The organism is Paenibacillus dauci, from assembly GCF_000971985.1.
Classification (GTDB): Bacteria; Bacillota; Bacilli; order Paenibacillales; family Paenibacillaceae; genus Saccharibacillus; species Saccharibacillus dauci.
In genome coordinates this window covers 1,560,722-1,579,462 of sequence record NZ_LAQQ01000001.1, presented here as the reverse complement: position 1 = coordinate 1,579,462, position 18,741 = coordinate 1,560,722, and the positions used below count along the sequence as shown (strand labels likewise).

Here is an 18,741-nt window from a genome sequence, read left to right as displayed (position 1 = left end):
AGCCAATCCCGGCAGTATGGCGGTGATTGGCTTCTTTGCTACATAGTAATCGAGAAGAGGAGACATTCAATATGAGAGTGGTAATCCAGCGCTGCAAGCAGGCATCGGTAACAGTAAACGAAGAGATTGTAGGTCAGATCGGCAAAGGGTTGATGGTGCTGGTTGGCGTAACGCACGGAGATACCGTAGAAGATGCACGCTATCTGGCAGGCAAAGTAGCCGGAATACGTATTTTTGAAGATGATCAGGGTAAAATGAATCTGGGATTGTCCGATATCGGTGGACAGGTGCTATCGGTATCACAGTTTACCCTGTACGGTGATTGCCGCAAAGGCAAACGTCCGAGCTTTATCGAAGCGGCTCGCCCGGAGCAGGCGATTCCGGTATATGAAGCATTCAACCAGGCGCTGGCAGAACAAGGACTGGTCGTGGAAAAAGGCATATTTGGAGCAGATATGGACGTATCGCTGACCAACTGGGGACCGGTAACATTTATTATCGATAGTCCTGTACGCAATAAGGAAGAATAAAAGTAAAATGTGAATCTCTCTTCAGTAGTAATAGGCATACCTGAAAAAAAGAAAGCAAAAAAGGTCTCTCTGAATGTTTTGTGTTCAGCGGGACCTTTTTTGTATGGATTGCTCCATATAAGTAGAGTGTTTTTTGATCAAATATCTCATTCCTTTTACAATTATGCGCGTGTTGTTGTGTTGTCTGTTCTTGTGTTTCTAGAAGTCGACAAGAATTTAAGACAATACAGAGCACACAGACCTACGATAATGTACACGATACGGGACAACATGGAATCCTGTCCACCAAAAATGGAAGCCACGAGATCGAATTGGAAAAGACCGACCAGCAACCAGTTAATACCGCCTATGATCAGCAGAATCAAAGCAACCATATCCAGAGTTCTCATTTAGAATTCACCTCCTATTATGTTAAATGTTAGCAGTTATTGACAATGTTAATATACCCCATTGCAAGGCTCCGAATCATTTCTGTATAACTGTTTAGATCAACCTCCGAATCGGGTAATAACAGAGCGACCACCTCTATCAAGTACGAAAATAGAGGAACTGAAAAATAATACGCATAAGCCTTGAAAGGAGAACTATCCCATGAGCAAAATCGCCTTTTTATTAGCAAATGAATTCGAAGACTCCGAAATGCAGGTGCCTTATGATGAATTGAAAAAAGCAGGCCATGAAGCCGATATTATCGGTCTTGAAAAAGGCCAAAAGGTAACCGGCAAAAATGGTAAAGCCGAATATACAATTGAAAAAGCAATTACTGAAGTAAGTGCATCCGATTATGATGCCCTTGTCATTCCGGGTGGTTCTTCACCGGAAGCACTGCGTCTGGATCCGAATGTACTGAACTTTGTAACTGAAATTAATAACGCCAAGAAAACAATCGGCGCGATCTGTCACGGCCCGCAAATTCTGGCAAGTGCCAATCTGCTGGAAGGCCGTACGATTACTTCCTATCCACCACTCAAAGTGGATATGATTAACGCCGGAGCCACTTTCAAAGATGGCGAAGCGATTGTCGATGGCAACTTTATTACATCACGTACACCGGACGATGAGCCCGCATTTGTACGTGAACTGTTGAAAGTACTGTAATTGCCACTATAACGAAGCAATCATCCAAGTTGTAATGATACGATCCGCATTTTGTAAGCCTATCAAATAAAATACTGGGCAGAATACCCATTCTGCGTACAGTAAGGAGGCCATTATTATGACCAAACATATTCAGGCTTATTTCCGTACCGAAGATCAGGCAGAAAGTGCCAGAACGTCTATTCAGACCTTTGATGTCAAAAGTCTGGAAGTCGGACGTCTGGACAAGCAAATCAATCAGGGCAGCCGTGTGATGGTGCCGCTGTTGCCATTGAATGCAGGGGCAGGTGGAGTGACCGGTAATTCCGCAGGAGTATCCGGTGGTGCTGGTCCAGGTACAATTATCCCGCCAACTGCCATTATCGATAATGACGGCAAACGTAACGAAGTTACAGACGATGATAGTGCTGCACGCCATGATAATGATGATACCGATGCATGGAGTGCCATTAACGCGACAGACAAGGATTATGATGATCTGAAATATGTATTGTCTGCTACGGTCATGGAATCGGATGTAGAGAATGTAGTGCAAAAGCTGCGTACCAATAATGCCTTTGTCGAGATTCTTGAATAGTTGAAAAGACACTCAAATAAAGTGTGAATGGTAATAATCGTAGTGTGAACCAAATGGGGGCTGGGTAGTGGGATTGCAGAGATAACAGTCTGCATACACCATGTTTACAGAGGTTTTACCTATTGTAATAGAACTGTAATATAGGAAACATCTTTTCTTAACAATCAGCTTTTATAATAAACCTATGACCCCCTTTTAACATACTATGTTGGCCTGCAGCCCGTTGCTGCAGGTTTTTTTCTGTCCAGTGATCCTTTTACTTATACGAAAGGTATTGACTTTAGCACAGCGGTTCATTAAAATCGTTAAATATAACATCGTGCTGACTTTGTGATTGATGAAGCAGGTGACGGTGATTGTGTAATTGAATGAATGATTCATGGACGGGAAAAGTATCATCGGTACTGTACAGTTCCTTTACCGGAAAAGAGAGGCATTCCCTTGGGCTGCAAGGAATCCCTGGACAACGATGTGAAAAGACCTCCCCGAGAACATGATGTGAAAGATGGAAAAGCATATCCTGCCTGCAGCAGATTCTGCTCATGGTAACGAGAAATTCCGTAATCCGGGAGAAACTCGATCTGCTTTTGGAATCCAAGTAACCTCATGCGTAGTCAGCGGGCGTTAACCGCTTAATGAAGCGAATGTATACCGGTAAAATGGCTTAAAGTACCGGACTGTCGCTGTATTTGCTGCCTGATTCCATGGAGTTATGCGCATACAGCAGAGTTAGAGACAGCAGCATTCGAAATGTGGGTGGCACCACGGGTGAATGGTAAATCCAGTCCCTCGTCCCTGTTTGTTTACGAACAGTGACGTGGGGCTTTTTTGTGCTTTTTTATAAAGTCAGTATCCGCAGTCACTGGATGAGTTGAATGAAGGAGGAAATAGAATGGCATTTCAAAAACCGACAGGCACACAGGACTTCTTGCCAGGCAAGGTAGAGAAGTGGCAGTATGTCGAAGAGAAAGCAAGAGATTTGTGCAGAAGATTCAATTATCGTGAGATTCGCACACCATTATTCGAACAAACTGAGCTGTTCCAGCGCGGTGTGGGCGAGACAACGGATGTCGTGCAAAAGGAAATGTACACTTTTGAAGATAAAGGCGGCCGCAGTATGACGCTTCGTCCGGAAGGTACAGCTGGAGTCGTACGTGCCTATGCCGAGAATAAATTGTATGGCGAGCCTGATGTAACCAAGCTGTATTATATGGGACCCATGTTCCGTTATGAGCGTCCGCAGGCTGGTCGTTATCGCCAGTTCCATCAATTCGGTGTCGAAGCCTTCGGTTCGGTTGATCCGGCGATTGATGTAGAGGTTATCGCACTCGGTCTGCAATTTTTCAAAGAGCTGGGTCTGCAGGGTGTGTCGGTCGAGATTAACTCGGTCGGTACTTCGGAGACACGCGCAGCCTACAACGAAGCACTGCTTGGCTTCCTGCGTCCGATGAAGGATACACTGTGCAGAGATTGTCAGCAGCGGATGGAACGTAATCCGATGCGTGTGCTCGACTGCAAAGTCGATCAGGACAAGTTTGTCGGTGCACCGTCTATTCTCGATAGTCTGGATGAAGAAAGCACAGCTTATTTCCAGCGTGTACAGGATTACCTGACAGCAATGGATGTGGAATTTACAGTAAATGAGCGTCTGGTACGTGGTCTGGATTATTACACGCATACGGCGTTTGAATACAAAGCACAGGGAATTGGCGCCATTGATACAATTGGTGGCGGTGGACGTTATAACAAGTTGGTATCCGAAGTGGGCGGACCGGAACAACCGGGAATCGGATTTGGGATTGGTCTGGAACGTCTTCAGCTGATTCTGGAAAGTCAGGGAGTCGAAGTACCAGCGATCAAGCGTCTGGATATCTATCTGGTCGCTCTGGGTGAGGCAGCCGAACAGGAGACCGTACGTCAGCTGTTCAAGCTGCGTACACTGGGCTTCTCGGCGGAACGTGATTATCTCGGCCGCAAGATGAAGGCACAGATGAAATCGGCAGACCGCTTCCAGGCCCGCTATACAGCGATCCTCGGTGAAGACGAATTGTCCAGAGGCGAGATCGCGCTGAAAGCAATGGATACCGGAGAGCAGCAAAATGTGAAGCTGGACGAACTGGCGGATCACCTGAAATAAAAGAAGCACAAAATAGGCTATCACGATAGCGGGGCATATGCTCTGCTATTGTGATAGTGTCCATACTTATTATGTACAATCAAAGGAGACGATAACATGCTAAGGACTCATAAATGCGGTCAACTGACAGCAGCGAACATTGGCGAGACGGTAACACTGAACGGATGGGTGCAGACCCGCCGTGATCTGGGGGGCGTACTGTTTATTGATCTGCGCGACCGCAGCGGACTGGTACAGATCGTATTTAACCCGGCTTACTCCGGTGAAGCCCTGCAAATCGCTGATCGTGTACGCAGCGAGTATGTACTGGCTGTCAAAGGTGAAGTCGTACGCCGCGAAGAAGAAACAATCAACGTCAATCTGCCAACTGGCGATATCGAAGTACGCATTACCGAAATCGAAGTGATGAACGCAGCGAAGACACCTCCATTCTTTATTGAAGATGGTATCGAAGTCGATGAATCCCTGCGTATGAAATACCGTTATCTGGACCTTCGTCGTCCGGAAATGCAAAAAACATTGATGCTGCGCTCCAAAGCGACCAAGATTTTCCGTGACTTCCTGGATGAGAACGGCTTTATCGATGTAGAAACTCCGATTCTGACCAAGAGTACACCGGAAGGTGCACGTGACTATCTGGTACCAAGCCGTGTACACGAAGGTGAATTCTTCGCGCTGCCGCAATCTCCACAGATCTACAAACAGCTGCTGATGGTAAGTGGACTGGAGCGTTACTACCAGATCGCTCGCTGTTTCCGTGACGAGGATCTTCGTGCTGACCGTCAGCCGGAATTCACTCAGGTCGATATCGAGACCGCTTTTATGGATCGTGACGAGCTGCTGGGCATGATGGAGCAGCTGATGGCCAAATTGTTCAAAGAAACAATCAACGTGGATATTCCTTTACCTTTCCAGCGTATTACCCATGCGGAAGCGATGGACAAATACGGTTCCGACAAACCGGATCTGCGCTTCGGTCTGGAGCTGGTAAATGTGAGCCATATCGTAGCAAGCAGCGGTGCCAAAGTATTCGCATCCGTGATCGAAAAAGGCGGCGAAGTCAAAGTACTGAATGCCAAAGGCTGCGGTACATGGACTCGTAAGGAAATCGATAGCCTGGAGCCTTATGCGAAGCGTTATGGTGCCAAGGGTCTGGCATGGATTCAGATCAAAGAAGGCGAATTTAAAGGCCCGATCGTGAAATTCCTGAGCGAAGGCGAAATTCAGCAAATCCGCGAAACAACCAATGCAGAAGAAGGCGATCTGCTGCTCTTCTCCGCAGATACCAAAAAAGTTGTTGCTGATGTACTTGGTGCCATGCGTCTGAAAATCGGCCGCGATCTGGGTCTGATCGATGACAATGTATACAAATTTGCATGGGTTGTGGACTTCCCACTGTTCGGCTATGATGAAGATTCCAAGCGTTATGTGGCAGAACATCATCCGTTCACTCGTCCTTACGAAGAAGATCTGGAACTGTTCAACACGGATCCGGGCAAAATCCGTGCCCAGGCTTACGATATCGTTCTAAACGGTTATGAAGTAGGTGGCGGTTCCCAGCGTATCTACAAACGCGAGCTGCAAGAGAAAATGTTCGAAATGCTCGGTTTTACCCCGGAAGCTGCCCGCGAGCAGTTCGGCTTCCTGATGGATGCATTCGAATATGGTACGCCTCCACATGGCGGTATTGCATTCGGTCTGGACCGTCTGATCATGCTGCTGGCAGGACGTACGAATCTGCGTGAGACGATTGCATTCCCGAAAACAGCCAGCGCTACCGACCTGCTGATGGATGCTCCGGCTCCTGTCGATCAGGCACAGCTGGAACAGCTGCACATCCGTCTGGCACCGCCAAAACCAGTGGTAGATAAAAACTGAGGCGGGTAAATACAAACTAAGCACGACCACCAGAATCATCTTCTGCTGCAAAGGTGTGTGATGCACCATTTGCAGCAGTTGTTTTGTGTAGAGCGTTGAAGACCATACAGCAAGCAACAGTATGGAAAGTGAAAGGAGAGAATCCTAATGTTGAACCAATTCTCACGTACCGAGCTGGCTTTTGGGCCGGAAGGTATGGAAGTGATGAAAAACAGTACAGTCGCTGTACTTGGCATCGGCGGCGTTGGTTCCATCGCCGTAGAAGCCCTGGCACGTACCGGTGTTGGCAAAATCATCCTTATCGATAAGGATGTGGTCGATATTACCAATATCAATCGCCAGATTCACGCCCTGACTACGACTGTGGGACAGAAAAAGGCAGACCTGATGGTCGATCGGGTCAAGCTGATCAATCCGGAATGTGAAGCGATCGCACTGAATATGTTTTACACCGAGGAAACGTACGAAGAGCTGTTCAAATATGATCTGGATTATGTAGTAGATGCTTCGGATACGATTATCTACAAAGTGCATCTGATCAAGGAATGTCTGCGCCGTAATATTCCGATCATCTCCAGCATGGGTGCAGCCAACAAAGTCGATCCGGCATTGTTCCAGGTTGCCGACATTTCCAAAACGCATATGGACCCGATTGCCCGCGTAGTGCGTACCAAGCTGCGCAAAGATGGTATTCGCAAAGGTGTCAAAGTAGTCTTCTCTACCGAGCAGCCCAAAAAGCCGCGTCAGGATGTAACCCAGAAGATCGTGCCCGAGAATGCACCGGAAATCCGTAAAGCCCAGCAGCCGCCAGCGAGTAATGCATTTGTACCACCGGTAGCCGGACTGATTATGGTTAGCGTAGTGGTCAAAGAAATGCTCGCCAAACACGGAATCGAAATTTAATTTTCTGGTAGCGAATCTGTTCGCTGCCCCAGGTTATCAGAGCGTGCCTGTCCATTCGCGGAGGGCACGCTTTTTTTAACTTGGAAATGAATTGTATAAAGAGAGGGAGTTATATGATGCGTGAGAAGTTACAGCGGATGCTGGGCTTTATGCCGGCACGTGATGTGCTGCGCAAAGAAATACTGGCCGGTGTCGTAGCTTACTTTGCCGTCGTCTATATTGTACTGGTCAATGCCACGATTCTGTCCGATGCAGGCATTCCGCTTAAGGCAGGAATGGCAGCGACGCTGTTGATTTCCATTATCAGCTGTTTGGTAATCGCTTTCCTCGGTAAATCGCCAATCATTGTTGTACCGGGTATGGGGGTTAATGCCTTTTTCACCTATACGCTGGTACGATCGATGGGACTGAGCTGGCAGGAAGCACTGATGGTAGTTACCGTATCAGGACTGTTATTTGCAATTGTAGCCTTTACATCTCTGCATCGGCTGATCAGTCAGGCGATTCCGGCTATGCTGCAGCTGGGGATTACAGTTGGTATCGGATTGTTCCTGACCTTTGTCGGTCTGCAAAAAAGCGGGATTGTTATCGCGCATCAGACTACATTTGTCACCATCGGTCATTTTAATGATCCGAAAGTAATTGTATCCTGTGTGACGCTGCTGGTTGCTGTAGTGCTCGTTATTCGGAACGTTCCCGGCGGACTGCTGATCAGTATTCTGTTCGGTACGATTATGGCGCATCTGCTCGGCGTGGGCAGTGCTGCGAATATCGGGGAAGGCAGCGTAATCTCGGCATATACGCCTTTGTTCGGTGCTTTTACGCTGGAAGGAATGCTGCGTCTGCCGTTCTGGATCGCTGTGTTCCTGCTGCTGCTGATTCTGGTATTTGAAAATATTGGCCTGATCGGTGCGCAGACCGATATGGCCAAACGTCCAGAGACATTTAAAGGCAGTCTGCGGGCATTGTCGATCTCCAATATTCTGGCCGGTCTAATCGGCTCCAGTCCGACAGTAGCCGCTGCAGAATCTACAGCAGGCATCGCAGCAGGCGGGCGGACAGGAATTACGCCGCTGATCACTGCCGTATTGTTCGGCGCGACTTTCTTCTTTATTCCATGGCTTGGTTATATTCCGGACAGTGCGCTGGCACCGGTGCTGATCGTCATTGGAGCGATGATGACGCAGGCGATCCAGGAGATCAAGTTCAGCAATTTTGCCGATTCGTTCCCTGCCTTTCTGATTATCGTCATGATTCCGTTTACGTATAGTATTGTGGATGGCATGGCATTTGGTTTTATTGCTTATCCGGTCGTGAAGCTGGCGCAGGGCAAAGGCAGGGAAGTACCGAAAATTCTGTACGGCATTGCTATTCTGTTCCTGGCAAACTTTGTGGTTAATGCGCTGCTCTAGGCATACATCTGGATGATAGAGAAGCAGGGTGTACACAGGATTAATGAATTAGCCTGTATTTTTGCTGGTATTTACCAGATGGCTGTGATATATTGAAATTCCTTTGTTCATGGTAAAAACTATAAACAGAAGCGCTAACATACAAGAGTACATCAGGCAGAACCCGGCCGTATCGGCTGCAGGGAATGACTGGTGTGCTCTTTGCTTGTTATTGCCGGACAAAGAGACCAAAGCATTTCTTAGGAGGTAACTGAAATTGGAAAAGGATTTTCAAAGTGCCTATCAAGAAGAGAAGGACAAACTGCAGCACACACTGGATGAGGTCGATGCGCAGCTGAACAGGCTGCAGCAGATTCCTGTCTACACCGGGCATGACTTTACCGAACAGGTACTGGAGGCCGGTCGTGAGCAGCAGCGTCAGACTCTGGCAAAAAGCGCACGTGAACCTTATTTTGGACGGCTTGATTTTGCGGAAAATGGCAGCGGGGCAAGACAGCCGCTGTATATCGGCAAAGTAGGTGTCGGCAAATCGGAGATTGATGATCAGCCGCTGGTGGTAGACTGGCGTGCACCGGTTGCCAGCCTGTTTTATTCCTTTACCGGCGGGGAAGAGATGGCAGAGTACGAATCACCGGAAGGCCTGATCGAAGGTCTGGTGTATCTGAAACGCAATATTGTGATCCGTCAGCGCCTACTGGAACGACTGGCAGACACTTATGACCGAGAGAGCACCGAGCCGGTCGTCACGGATGAATTTCTCGTCTACCGGCTTGGAGAGAATAAAGATAACAAACTGCGGGATATCGTCTCTACGATTCAGGCCGAGCAGGATCGGATTATCCGAGCAGTGAAGAATACCGCACTGGTTATTCAGGGCGTTGCCGGTAGCGGCAAAACGACAGTTGCGCTGCACCGTCTGGCATTCCTGCTGTACCAGTATCAGGAGCAGGTATCCGCCGAGAAAATGATTATTTTTGCACCGAATAATATGTTCCTGGACTATATCTCGGAAGTGCTGCCGGAGCTGGGCGTAGGCGATATCCAGCAGAGCACATTTGCTGATTGGGCGCAGAGCATTCTGGAAAGTGATATCCGGCTCGTACCGACTTCGGAGACGTATGCATACTGGTTCGAATCGCCGGACCGTCCGGCAGTCAGCGAAGAGACGCCATCGCGGTTCAAGGGTTCGATTGCCTTTATGAAGCTGGTTCGGGAGTTCGTGGAGCGGCTGGAAAAGACAGCTGTACCGGATATGGATTTTAGCCCATGGGATGACGCCGTACTGAGCCGGGACGAGATTATGGACTGGTTCAGCAATGAATACCGTCATTATCCGCTCGCCAAGCGTAAAGAACGGGTGATTGCCCGTATTCATCGCTGGGTAGAAATGAGACTCAAAAAAGCGCCATCTGAAGCAATCCGCAAAGAGCGCAAGAAAAAAGCATCACAACGAGAGAAATCCTACAGTAATAAATGGCCTAAATACGAACCGCTGGCACTGTACAAGCAGCTGTTCAAAACCGGCAAAATTACGGGCGATGTCGAGAGTCTGGCTGCTGTCTGGGAGCAGATTCCGTCAGCCATTCTCAAAAGCGTCTCCGCTGAACTCAAAAAAGACCGGATTACCGATGATGATCTGCCGGCACTGGTCTATATTCACACCCTGCTGAACGAGATGGACGGCAGTCGCCGATTTGACCATGTGGTTATTGATGAAGCGCAAGATTTCTCGCCGTTTCATGTGGCTCTGCTGGATTTGTACGTACGCGGCAGTTCCTTTACCATTCTGGGCGATCTGTCACAGGGGATTCATGCGTACCGTGGTGTGCATGCCTGGGAAGAAATGAACAGTCTGTTCCCGGAAGAAAATACCGATTATTTCCCGCTGACCCGAAGCTACCGGTCAACAATGGAGATTATCGAATTTGCCAATATCATTCTGGAACGCGGCGTACGCAATGGGATTACGGCTGTGCCCGTCTTCCGGAGCGGTGACCCTGTACGGATGCTGCCTTGTCCACCGGATAATCGTCCGGCAGTGGTTGCTGACTACTGGCAGCAGCTTCAGGCCAAGGATTACCGGACAACCGCCATTTTGACCCGTACCCTGCATGAAGCACGCGAGCTGCACGAACAGCTCACTGCAGCAGGTCTCGATATTCAATTCATCGATGGCGGCAAAGCGACCTATCAGGGCGGACACTCGATCCTGCCAGTCTATCTGTCCAAAGGACTGGAATTCGATGCAGTTATCGTTACCGATGTGGATACAGATCATTACCGCAATGATTCCTGGGATGCCAAGCTGCTCTATGTCGGATGCACCCGTGCACTGCACGAACTATGGCTACTGCATGGCGAAGAGATGCCGGAATACGTTACTTCTGGAGCCGACGAAGCAGCAGAGTAATCGTAGTTCGACAATCCAGATCAGACTTTCCTATAAGGGGAAATAAAATCCAATCAATCTCTACCTATCCTTCAATAGACTCTATTTATAGTGTATTAGATGTACTAAGATTCCTGCATTGATATTGATCAGCAAAGAGGTTCCAGTTCCTACTGGAGCCTCTTCTTTTTCATTTATACACTTCAGTGGTAAAATATATAGGTTGGAGGCTAGTTCGTATAGCCAAGAGCAGAACGCGAATCAGGCCAAATGTACATTGAAAATATTGATTTTAACAATAATTTTGAAGTTGATTTTACAAGTGATTTCCCTGCCCCAAAAGTATATCCCAGCATATAGCGAAGGGAAGAGAATTCCATCCAAGATCGACTTTTAAGAATGGAGATCGATCTCTGCAATTGGTTGTTCAGGATCTCCATTCTTAACCGAAGGTCGTGATAGAATCTCTGGCCGGAGCGATTGACTTATATACCACACTAACCAAAGACAGGATGTGATCCTTATGGATTTGTTCTCCTTTAACGAGAATAGTAATACCGGGTCGGACGGAATGGGAGTGCTCGCAGATCGGGTACGTCCACAGTCGCTGGATGAATATATCGGCCAGGAAGATATTGTGGGACCGGGTAAGCTGCTGCGCCGTGCGATCGAAGCGGATCAGGTAACTTCCATTATCCTGTACGGGCCACCGGGCTGCGGCAAGACTACACTGGCCCATATTATATCCAAACACACCAAGGGCGAATTCGTCCGTCTTAATGCGGTCGATGCCACCGTCAAGGAAGTACGTGAAGTGATTGAGCGTGCCCAGACGAACAAGTCGCTGTATGGCACCAAAACGATCCTGTTTCTGGATGAAGTACACCGGTTTAACAGCTCCCGTCAGGATGCACTATTGCCGGCTGTAGAGAAAGGTACGATTATCTTTATCGGGGCGACGACCGAGAATCCTTTTCATTATGTAAATGGAGCCTTGATGAGCCGTTCGACGCTGTTCCAGCTGCATCCGCTCACCAAAGAGCATTCCCTGATCGCTATGCGCCGCGCACTGGATGATACAGAGAAAGGCCTGGGCTTTATGAAGCTGCAGGTGGATGAGGCAGCCTTGGATCATATTGCTTCGATGGCGAATGGCGATATCCGCCGTGCGCTGAATGCTCTGGAACTTGCGGCACTCACTACACCACCGGAAGCAGACAGCACGATTCATCTGACGCTGGAAGTAGCAGAGGAGTCGATCCGCCGACCGACCGTACGGGCAGATGAATCGACTCAATATGATGTATTATCCGCTTTTCACAAAAGTATTCGTGGGTCCAGTGATGCGGCGCTATTCTGGTTTCTGTATGCGGTGGAAAAATTGGGCATGGACCCGATGACCTTTATCCGTCGCCTGATTGCCGCCAGCAGTGAAGATATTGGTCTTGCCAATCCACAGGCGATGGTACAGGCACTGGGCGCACTGGATGCTTACCGGACCAATGGCTGGCCGGAAGCCAAGCTCAATATTGCGCAGGCTATTCTGTTTGCGGTCGAGAGTCCCAAGTCCAATGCTGTCTATACAGCGATCTCCCGCGCGATGTCTGCCATGGATGAGGTCAAGTCTGCCGAGGTACCGCTGCATCTGCGTGATACCCATTACAAAGGCTCTGCCCAGCTCGGTCATGAAGGATATAAATATCCGCATAATTTCCCGAATCATTATGTAGAGCAGGAATACCTGCCCAAAAATCTGTCCCGGCGTGTATTCTACAAAGCGACCGATCAGGGCAATGAATCCAAAATCCGGCTTAATCAGGAACGACGCAGAGGAAATAACTAAGCACTTCTGGAGAGGCATTTACACGGATACCGGAATAGGCTATATTGTAAATAATTGAATCGGTGATGGAGTTCGCCGTTAACCGCTGGAATCCTAACCAGCTGATGACTCCTACCTGTTGAGCCAAAGCACGATACGGTTCTGTTCAGGTAGGAGTCATTTTTTGTGGAAAGGAAGAATGAATGATGCTGTATGTACTTGTAGCTTTATTTGGCATGCTGGGTGCAGTATGTCGCTATCTGATCAGTGTGTTGATCCCGAATCATGGATTCCCGGTAGCAACGCTGCTGATTAATCTGGTAGGCTGTTTCCTGCTCGCTGTAATTATGAAGTATCTGGCCCGGCTGCCAAAGTTCTCACCCATGCTTATTACAGCCATGGGGACCGGGTTTGTCGGTTCGTTCACGACGTTCTCTACATTCAGTGTAGAGAGTATCCAGATGATCGAGAAGCAGTGGTATGGGTTCGCTGCGCTGTATATTGTGATCAGTCTGATCGGTGGTCTGCTGGCTTCCCGGCTTGGCTTTTACCTGAGTGATCGCTGGATGGCCCGGAAGGAGGCACCACATGTTCATTAATATTCTGCTGGTTGCTGCGGGCGCTGTATTTGGCGTATTGTCCCGTCTGTTATTATCGAACTGGATCAAGCGGAAGTGGCCGATGGACTTCCCGCTGGCGACTTTTCTGATTAACAGCTCGGGTTCCTTACTGTTGGGATTGCTGGTAGGATCGGGAGCGGACAATCATATTCAGCTACTGATCGGTACCGGATTTATGGGCAGTTATACGACCTTTTCCACTTTCAAATTGGAAAATATTGAACTGCATCTCAAACAGAAACATACGACCCTGTTTAGCTATCTGGGACTATCCTACATATGCGGCATTTTGCTGGCAGGTCTGGGCATCCTGCTTGGTCATCTTTATTTTTAAGATAGGACTTGCCAAACTGCATACCAAAAGCTTCCTTGTCCATATATGGAGAGGAAGCTTTTTTATAATGATCGGAATTTTGAAAAGGACTACTGCTTATTGTCCCGGATAGACAAAGGAAGCTAGACGTGCATATTTGCTCAGCTCTTCCTCGATCCGCAGGAACTGATTGTACTTGGCTACGCCTTCGGTACGGGCGACAGCTCCGGTCTTGATCTGGCCTGCACTCATGCCGGTAGCAAAGTCGGCGATAAATGTATCTTCCGTATCCCCCGAGCGATGAGAGATCATCGTCGTATATCCAGCCTGACGCGCCAGCTTGATCGCTTCCATAGACTGCGATACAGTCCCGATCTGATTGGGCTTGATCAGAATCGAATTACCGATCCGCTTACGAATGCCTTCACGGAAAATCGCCGGATTGGTAACAAAGATATCATCGCCCACCAGCTGTACACGCTGTCCGAGCCGCTGAGTCATTGCCTGCCAGCCGGTTTCATCCTTTTCCGACATGCCGTCTTCAATAGAGATTACCGGATATTTGTTAATCAATTGCTCATAATAATCACTCATCTGGCTACCGGTCCACTGATTTCCTTCAAAATGATACAGACCATCCCGGTAAAATTCACTTGCCGCAGGATCGAGTGCAATCGCAATATCTTTGCCCGGTTCATAACCGGCCTGCTGAATCGCTTCGATCATCAATTGAACCGCTTCTTCGCTGGAATCCAGCTGGGGAGCGAATCCTCCTTCGTCGCCTACGGAAGTGGCAAGTCCCCGATCCGCCAGCAGCGAACCAAGCATATGATAGGTCTCGACGACTCGTTCCATCGCTTCCCGAAAATGTACTGCTCCTACCGGTGTAATCATAAATTCCTGAATCGCAATGCCGGTCTTGGCATGCTTGCCACCATTAATAATATTAAAAAAAGGAAGCGGCAATTCGCTATCTACACCGCCCAGATATCGGTAGAGTGGCATACGCTGGGATTGCGCAGCAGCGCGGCATACCGCCATCGATACTCCGAGAATCGTATTGGCACCAAGCCTTGATTTATTTGGCGTTCCGTCCAGATCGATCATAACCTGATCCACAGCGGCCTGATCAAAAGGCGAGTGGCCTTTGAGCGCTTCGGCAATCGTCTCATTTACATGATGTACTGCCTGCAGCACGCCTTTGCCTCCGAGCCGTTTGCCTCCGTCTCGCAGTTCTACCGCTTCATGTTCACCTGTGGATACACCGGAAGGAACCGCTGCCCGTCCCCAGGTACCGTCACCGAGCAGTACATCCACTTCCAGAGTAGGGTTACCGCGAGAATCAAATATTTCCCTTCCTTGCATCGCGCAGATTGTCGCATTGGGCATAATGGGAAACCTCCTGTAGATAGGATGCTGGAGCTGGAACAACGAATGATAAACGAATGTTTAACGAAAGGAGAGAGTAGAAGAAAAGTAATCCGATCCATATACATAATAATTATCTCGAAAAGGTTTATGCCTATCACGGCAAAAACGTAACAGTGAATTTAGAAGTAACTACGTCAATAAATAAAAAACGCTCCCTGAGCTGTACACCAATCTCCAAAATCAGAGCGTGGTATCAGCAGGGAGCGCTGTTTTCAATACAAGGTGTATCCTAGAAGTACATCCTGTCCAACCAACAATTAACGTTACTCTCCCTGTATTTGTTTTACACGATCTATCTTCATGCCAAACGATAAAACAGGAAAAAATTGGATTTGATTATACGAGCGCCTCATAAGGTACTTTTTCCACAACATCAATGGTACCGCCACCCAGACACAGATCGCCATCATAAAAGACAACAGCCTGTCCCGGTGTAATTGCTTTTTGCTGTACATCGAATTGTACATGCACCGTTCCGTCTTCCTGCCAGGTCAGAGTTACACCCTGATCCGGTTGGCGATAGCGGAATTTGGCCGCACATGTAACCGTAGTACCGGCTGCCGGAGTAGAGCCGTCGATCCAGTTCACGCCGGAAGCGATCAGACCAGTAGAGTAGAGACTTGGATGAGCGTCACCTTGTACGACGTACAGGATGTTTTTTTCCAGATCCTTGTCGGCTACGAACCATGGATTACCATTGCCGGAACCACCGATTCCCAGCCCCTGGCGCTGTCCGAGTGTGTAGTACATCAGACCGTCATGTCTGCCTTTGACTTCACCAGTCGCGATATCGACCATTTCGCCGGATTTGGCAGGCAGATAGTTGCTCAGGAATTCACGGAAATTGCGTTCTCCGATAAAGCAGACACCGGTACTGTCTTTTTTCTTGGCAGTGTACAGATTGGCTTCGGCAGCAATGCGGCGCACTTCCGGCTTCGGCAGATGGCCGATTGGGAACATCGCTTTGGAGAGCTGCTGCTGGCTGAGCGCATTGAGGAAATAGGTTTGGTCTTTGTTGTTATCTACGCCGCGCAGCAGTTTGTATTGTCCGTCTTCTTCGATGACACGAGCATAGTGGCCTGTCGCTACATAATCGGCGCCCAGATCAAGCGCCTTGTTCAGGAATTCCCCGAACTTGATTTCACGGTTGCACATAACGTCCGGATTCGGTGTACGTCCACGCTTGTACTCATCCAGGAAATACGAGAATACTTTATCAAAGTATTCCTTTTCAAAGTTGACGGTGTAATAAGGAATGCCGATCTGCTCGCAGACGCGGCGTACATCTTCCGCATCATCCTCAGCGGTACAATTCCCGAATTCGTCGGTATCATCCCAGTTTTTCATGAAAATACCGATTACGTCATAGCCCTGCTCCTTGAGCAGCAGTGCAGTGACGGAAGAGTCGACGCCGCCGGACATACCGACGACGACACGTGTATCTGATATTGCTTTGGTCATGGCTGTTCACTTCCCTGATAAAAGAATTTGGCTGTCTATAAGACAGCTCTATATGTCGTTAAAACTCGAATAATGAATAATTTCCCATACCCTGCATATCTATGTTACGATAGGTAAGAATAAAGATCGGAATACACTGAATTATTGAAAGTGCGTAACGGATATGCAACTGCTAATTATAATTCCTCTTACTAAATAAAGCAATAATCTTTCGTGATTTTGGTCAAATCAAAGATGAGGTGTTCTTATGAAAATTTCAACCAAAGGACGTTATGGTCTGACAATTATGATGGAGCTGGCCGGCCGTTTTGGCGAAGGTCCAACTTCCCTCAAAAGTATCGCTGAGAAAAATCAGCTGTCCGAACATTATCTGGAGCAATTGATTGCACCACTGCGTAATGCCGGCCTGGTCAAAAGTATCCGCGGTGCCTACGGCGGATATATTCTATCCCGCGAACCGGAGCAGATTACAGCCGGTGAAGTTATCCGCGTACTGGAGGGTCCTGTTTCTGTCGTTGACTTTACCGATGAGGATGTAGCGGCCAAGCGTCACCTGTGGATGCAGATTCGCGATGCCATTGCAGGCGTTATCGATTCCACTACCCTGCAGGATCTGATCAGCTACCGTGAACAGGGACAAGAAGACAATTATATGTTCTACATCTAAAGCCAGTCATATCCTGACCGGTAACGATATACCCTGCCGGATGCACCGGAGCGCTGATCGAGAAGCTGCTTCGGACATTCGACAGCTGTAGCATAACCGATAACGGAAGGGTAAATTGGCTATTGAAGCCAGCCCTTCCGTTTTTGTCGTTCTGCCGCAGACTCCCCACTATTGGTTATATGAATATCGATTGAAATATCTATGCCTATCTACCATTTCCTATGAAAGTTCAGGTGACTATATAATGAAATCCATTTACCTTGATCATGCAGCTTCAACTCCGGTTCATCCAGAGGTCGCACAGACCATGGTGGAAGTAATGACCGGTACGCATGGCAATGCATCCAGTGTGCACTCTTTTGGTCGTGCTGCCAAGCGTATTGTCAGCAATGCGCGTGACAGTATTGCAGCTCGTCTGGTCTGTCATCCCAATGAACTTGTATTTACTGCTGGAGGAACAGAGAGCGACAATATGGCGCTGTTCGGAACTGCCGAAGCACTTCAGGAGCAGGGACGTCATATTATTACTTCACAGATTGAGCATCATGCCGTACTGCATGCCTGCAAAGCACTGGAGAGTCGGGGTTATGAAGTGACTTATCTACCGGTTGATTCCACTGGTCGTGTGAATTCAGATGATGTGCAGGCAGCGATTCGTCCGGATACGATTCTGATCAGTATTATGTTCGGGAATAATGAAGTCGGCACGCTGCAGCCAATTACCGAGATCGGGACAATTGCACGTGATCACGGAATCGTATTTCATACCGATGCGGTGCAGGCACTTGGTGCGGTACCTATCCACTGCAGCGAACTGCCGGTTGATCTGATCAGCTTTTCCTCCCACAAAATCAATGGCCCACAGGGAATTGGTGCACTCTATGTACGTCAGGGAACCAAGCTGGAGCCACTGCTGCATGGCGGATTACAGGAGCGCAAACGTCGTGCCGGTACCGAAAACCTCGCGGGGATTGCCGGATTTGGCAAAGCGGTCGAACTGGCAACCGACCAGCTGGAAGCTCGTCAGGCGCAGCTGGATGGACTACGCAGACTCATGATTGAGACGCTGGAGCAGGAAGCCGGTGCAGATGCTTTTGTGATCAATACACCACTGTCTCATTCTCTGCCGCATATTCTGAATATGAGCTTTCCGGGCGTGACCAGCGAGACGATGCTGATGAATCTGGATATGGAATCGATCGCAGCGGCGAGCGGGTCAGCCTGCACTTCCGGTTCCCTGGAGATTTCCCATGTGCTGGAGGCGATGAAGCTTCCTGAAAATGTACTGCATTCAGCGATTCGCTTCAGCTTTGGAATGGGTAATACTAGGGAAGAAATAGAACGCACCGCTCAGAAAATTGCAACCATCTTAAAACGCGTACGTAAATAATGATCAGGGCTCCCCTGTGTGGTGACTAAGGGAGGGAAGAGGTCAGACGACGCCAACAGCCGGGCAGGAAGGAATGCATATTCCCCACCTGTGCAATTTGTGCGATAAGGAGG

General features: G+C 48.5%; 16 protein-coding genes and 1 riboswitch. Of the genes, 13 read left to right on the top strand and 3 right to left on the bottom strand.

What is annotated here, in order from left to right:
• Window positions 1–71 precede the first annotated feature (71 nt).
• Window positions 72–530 carry a D-aminoacyl-tRNA deacylase gene (gene dtd / locus WH46_RS14220; protein WP_046227129.1) on the top strand — a complete coding sequence of 153 codons (459 nt, stop codon included), beginning with the start codon at window positions 72–74 and terminating at the stop codon, window positions 528–530.
• A gap of 161 nt (window positions 531–691) precedes the next feature.
• Here dtd and WH46_RS14215 read toward each other — a convergent pair whose 3' ends face one another.
• Window positions 692–919, bottom strand: a complete 228-nt coding sequence (locus tag WH46_RS14215; RefSeq protein WP_046227128.1) for a DUF378 domain-containing protein — start codon at window positions 917–919, stop codon at window positions 692–694.
• A 202-nt stretch (window positions 920–1,121) separates the two neighbouring features.
• Between WH46_RS14215 and WH46_RS14210 the strand changes: the two genes are divergently transcribed.
• From WH46_RS14210 to crcB (WH46_RS14165), 10 genes are all read left to right on the top strand, one after another.
• Window positions 1,122–1,628 carry a type 1 glutamine amidotransferase domain-containing protein gene (locus WH46_RS14210; RefSeq protein WP_017813448.1) on the top strand — a complete coding sequence of 169 codons (507 nt, stop codon included), beginning with the start codon at window positions 1,122–1,124 and terminating at the stop codon, window positions 1,626–1,628.
• A gap of 118 nt (window positions 1,629–1,746) precedes the next feature.
• The gene (locus WH46_RS14205; protein WP_017813449.1) at window positions 1,747–2,205 is read left to right on the top strand and encodes a hypothetical protein; all 459 of its coding nucleotides are present in this window, start codon (window positions 1,747–1,749) and stop codon (window positions 2,203–2,205) included.
• An 892-nt stretch (window positions 2,206–3,097) separates the two neighbouring features.
• A complete protein-coding gene (hisS, locus tag WH46_RS14200) occupies window positions 3,098–4,342 on the top strand; it encodes a histidine--tRNA ligase (RefSeq protein WP_046227127.1) in 1,245 nt (414 codons plus the stop codon).
• A gap of 96 nt (window positions 4,343–4,438) precedes the next feature.
• Window positions 4,439–6,220, top strand: a complete 1,782-nt coding sequence (gene aspS / locus WH46_RS14195; RefSeq protein ID WP_046227126.1) for an aspartate--tRNA ligase — start codon at window positions 4,439–4,441, stop codon at window positions 6,218–6,220.
• A gap of 147 nt (window positions 6,221–6,367) precedes the next feature.
• Window positions 6,368–7,123, top strand: coding sequence for a tRNA threonylcarbamoyladenosine dehydratase (locus WH46_RS14190; RefSeq protein WP_046227125.1), 756 nt, complete (start codon window positions 6,368–6,370; stop codon window positions 7,121–7,123).
• A 116-nt stretch (window positions 7,124–7,239) separates the two neighbouring features.
• Window positions 7,240–8,535 carry an NCS2 family permease gene (locus WH46_RS14185; RefSeq protein ID WP_046227124.1) on the top strand — a complete coding sequence of 432 codons (1,296 nt, stop codon included), beginning with the start codon at window positions 7,240–7,242 and terminating at the stop codon, window positions 8,533–8,535.
• Between the two features lie 256 nt (window positions 8,536–8,791).
• A complete protein-coding gene (locus tag WH46_RS14180; RefSeq protein WP_046227123.1) occupies window positions 8,792–10,945 on the top strand; it encodes a HelD family protein in 2,154 nt (717 codons plus the stop codon).
• A 502-nt stretch (window positions 10,946–11,447) separates the two neighbouring features.
• Window positions 11,448–12,767 carry a replication-associated recombination protein A gene (locus tag WH46_RS14175; protein ID WP_046227122.1) on the top strand — a complete coding sequence of 440 codons (1,320 nt, stop codon included), beginning with the start codon at window positions 11,448–11,450 and terminating at the stop codon, window positions 12,765–12,767.
• A gap of 52 nt (window positions 12,768–12,819) precedes the next feature.
• Window positions 12,820–12,888: riboswitch (Fluoride riboswitch) on the top strand.
• 64 nt (window positions 12,889–12,952) lie between these two features.
• Window positions 12,953–13,345, top strand: coding sequence for a fluoride efflux transporter CrcB (gene crcB, locus WH46_RS14170; protein ID WP_046227121.1), 393 nt, complete (start codon window positions 12,953–12,955; stop codon window positions 13,343–13,345).
• Window positions 13,335–13,700: a fluoride efflux transporter CrcB gene (crcB, locus tag WH46_RS14165; protein ID WP_017813457.1), complete on the top strand. Its 366-nt coding sequence runs from the start codon at window positions 13,335–13,337 to the stop codon at window positions 13,698–13,700. Before crcB (WH46_RS14170) ends, crcB (WH46_RS14165) begins: the two co-directional genes overlap by 11 nt.
• 96 nt (window positions 13,701–13,796) lie before the next feature.
• Here crcB (WH46_RS14165) and eno read toward each other — a convergent pair whose 3' ends face one another.
• Both eno and mnmA read right to left on the bottom strand, forming a co-directional pair.
• A complete protein-coding gene (gene eno / locus WH46_RS14160) occupies window positions 13,797–15,068 on the bottom strand; it encodes a phosphopyruvate hydratase (RefSeq protein ID WP_046227120.1) in 1,272 nt (423 codons plus the stop codon).
• A gap of 378 nt (window positions 15,069–15,446) precedes the next feature.
• On the bottom strand, window positions 15,447–16,571 hold the full coding sequence (gene mnmA / locus WH46_RS14155; protein ID WP_046227119.1) for a tRNA 2-thiouridine(34) synthase MnmA: 1,125 nt from the start codon (window positions 16,569–16,571) through the stop codon (window positions 15,447–15,449).
• A gap of 247 nt (window positions 16,572–16,818) precedes the next feature.
• Between mnmA and cymR the strand changes: the two genes are divergently transcribed.
• Window positions 16,819–17,238 carry a cysteine metabolism transcriptional regulator CymR gene (gene cymR / locus WH46_RS14150; RefSeq protein ID WP_017813460.1) on the top strand — a complete coding sequence of 140 codons (420 nt, stop codon included), beginning with the start codon at window positions 16,819–16,821 and terminating at the stop codon, window positions 17,236–17,238.
• A gap of 244 nt (window positions 17,239–17,482) precedes the next feature.
• Complete coding sequence (locus tag WH46_RS14145) at window positions 17,483–18,628, top strand: cysteine desulfurase family protein (protein ID WP_046227118.1); 1,146 nt, start codon at window positions 17,483–17,485, stop codon at window positions 18,626–18,628.
• The last annotated feature ends 113 nt before the right edge of the window (window positions 18,629–18,741 follow it).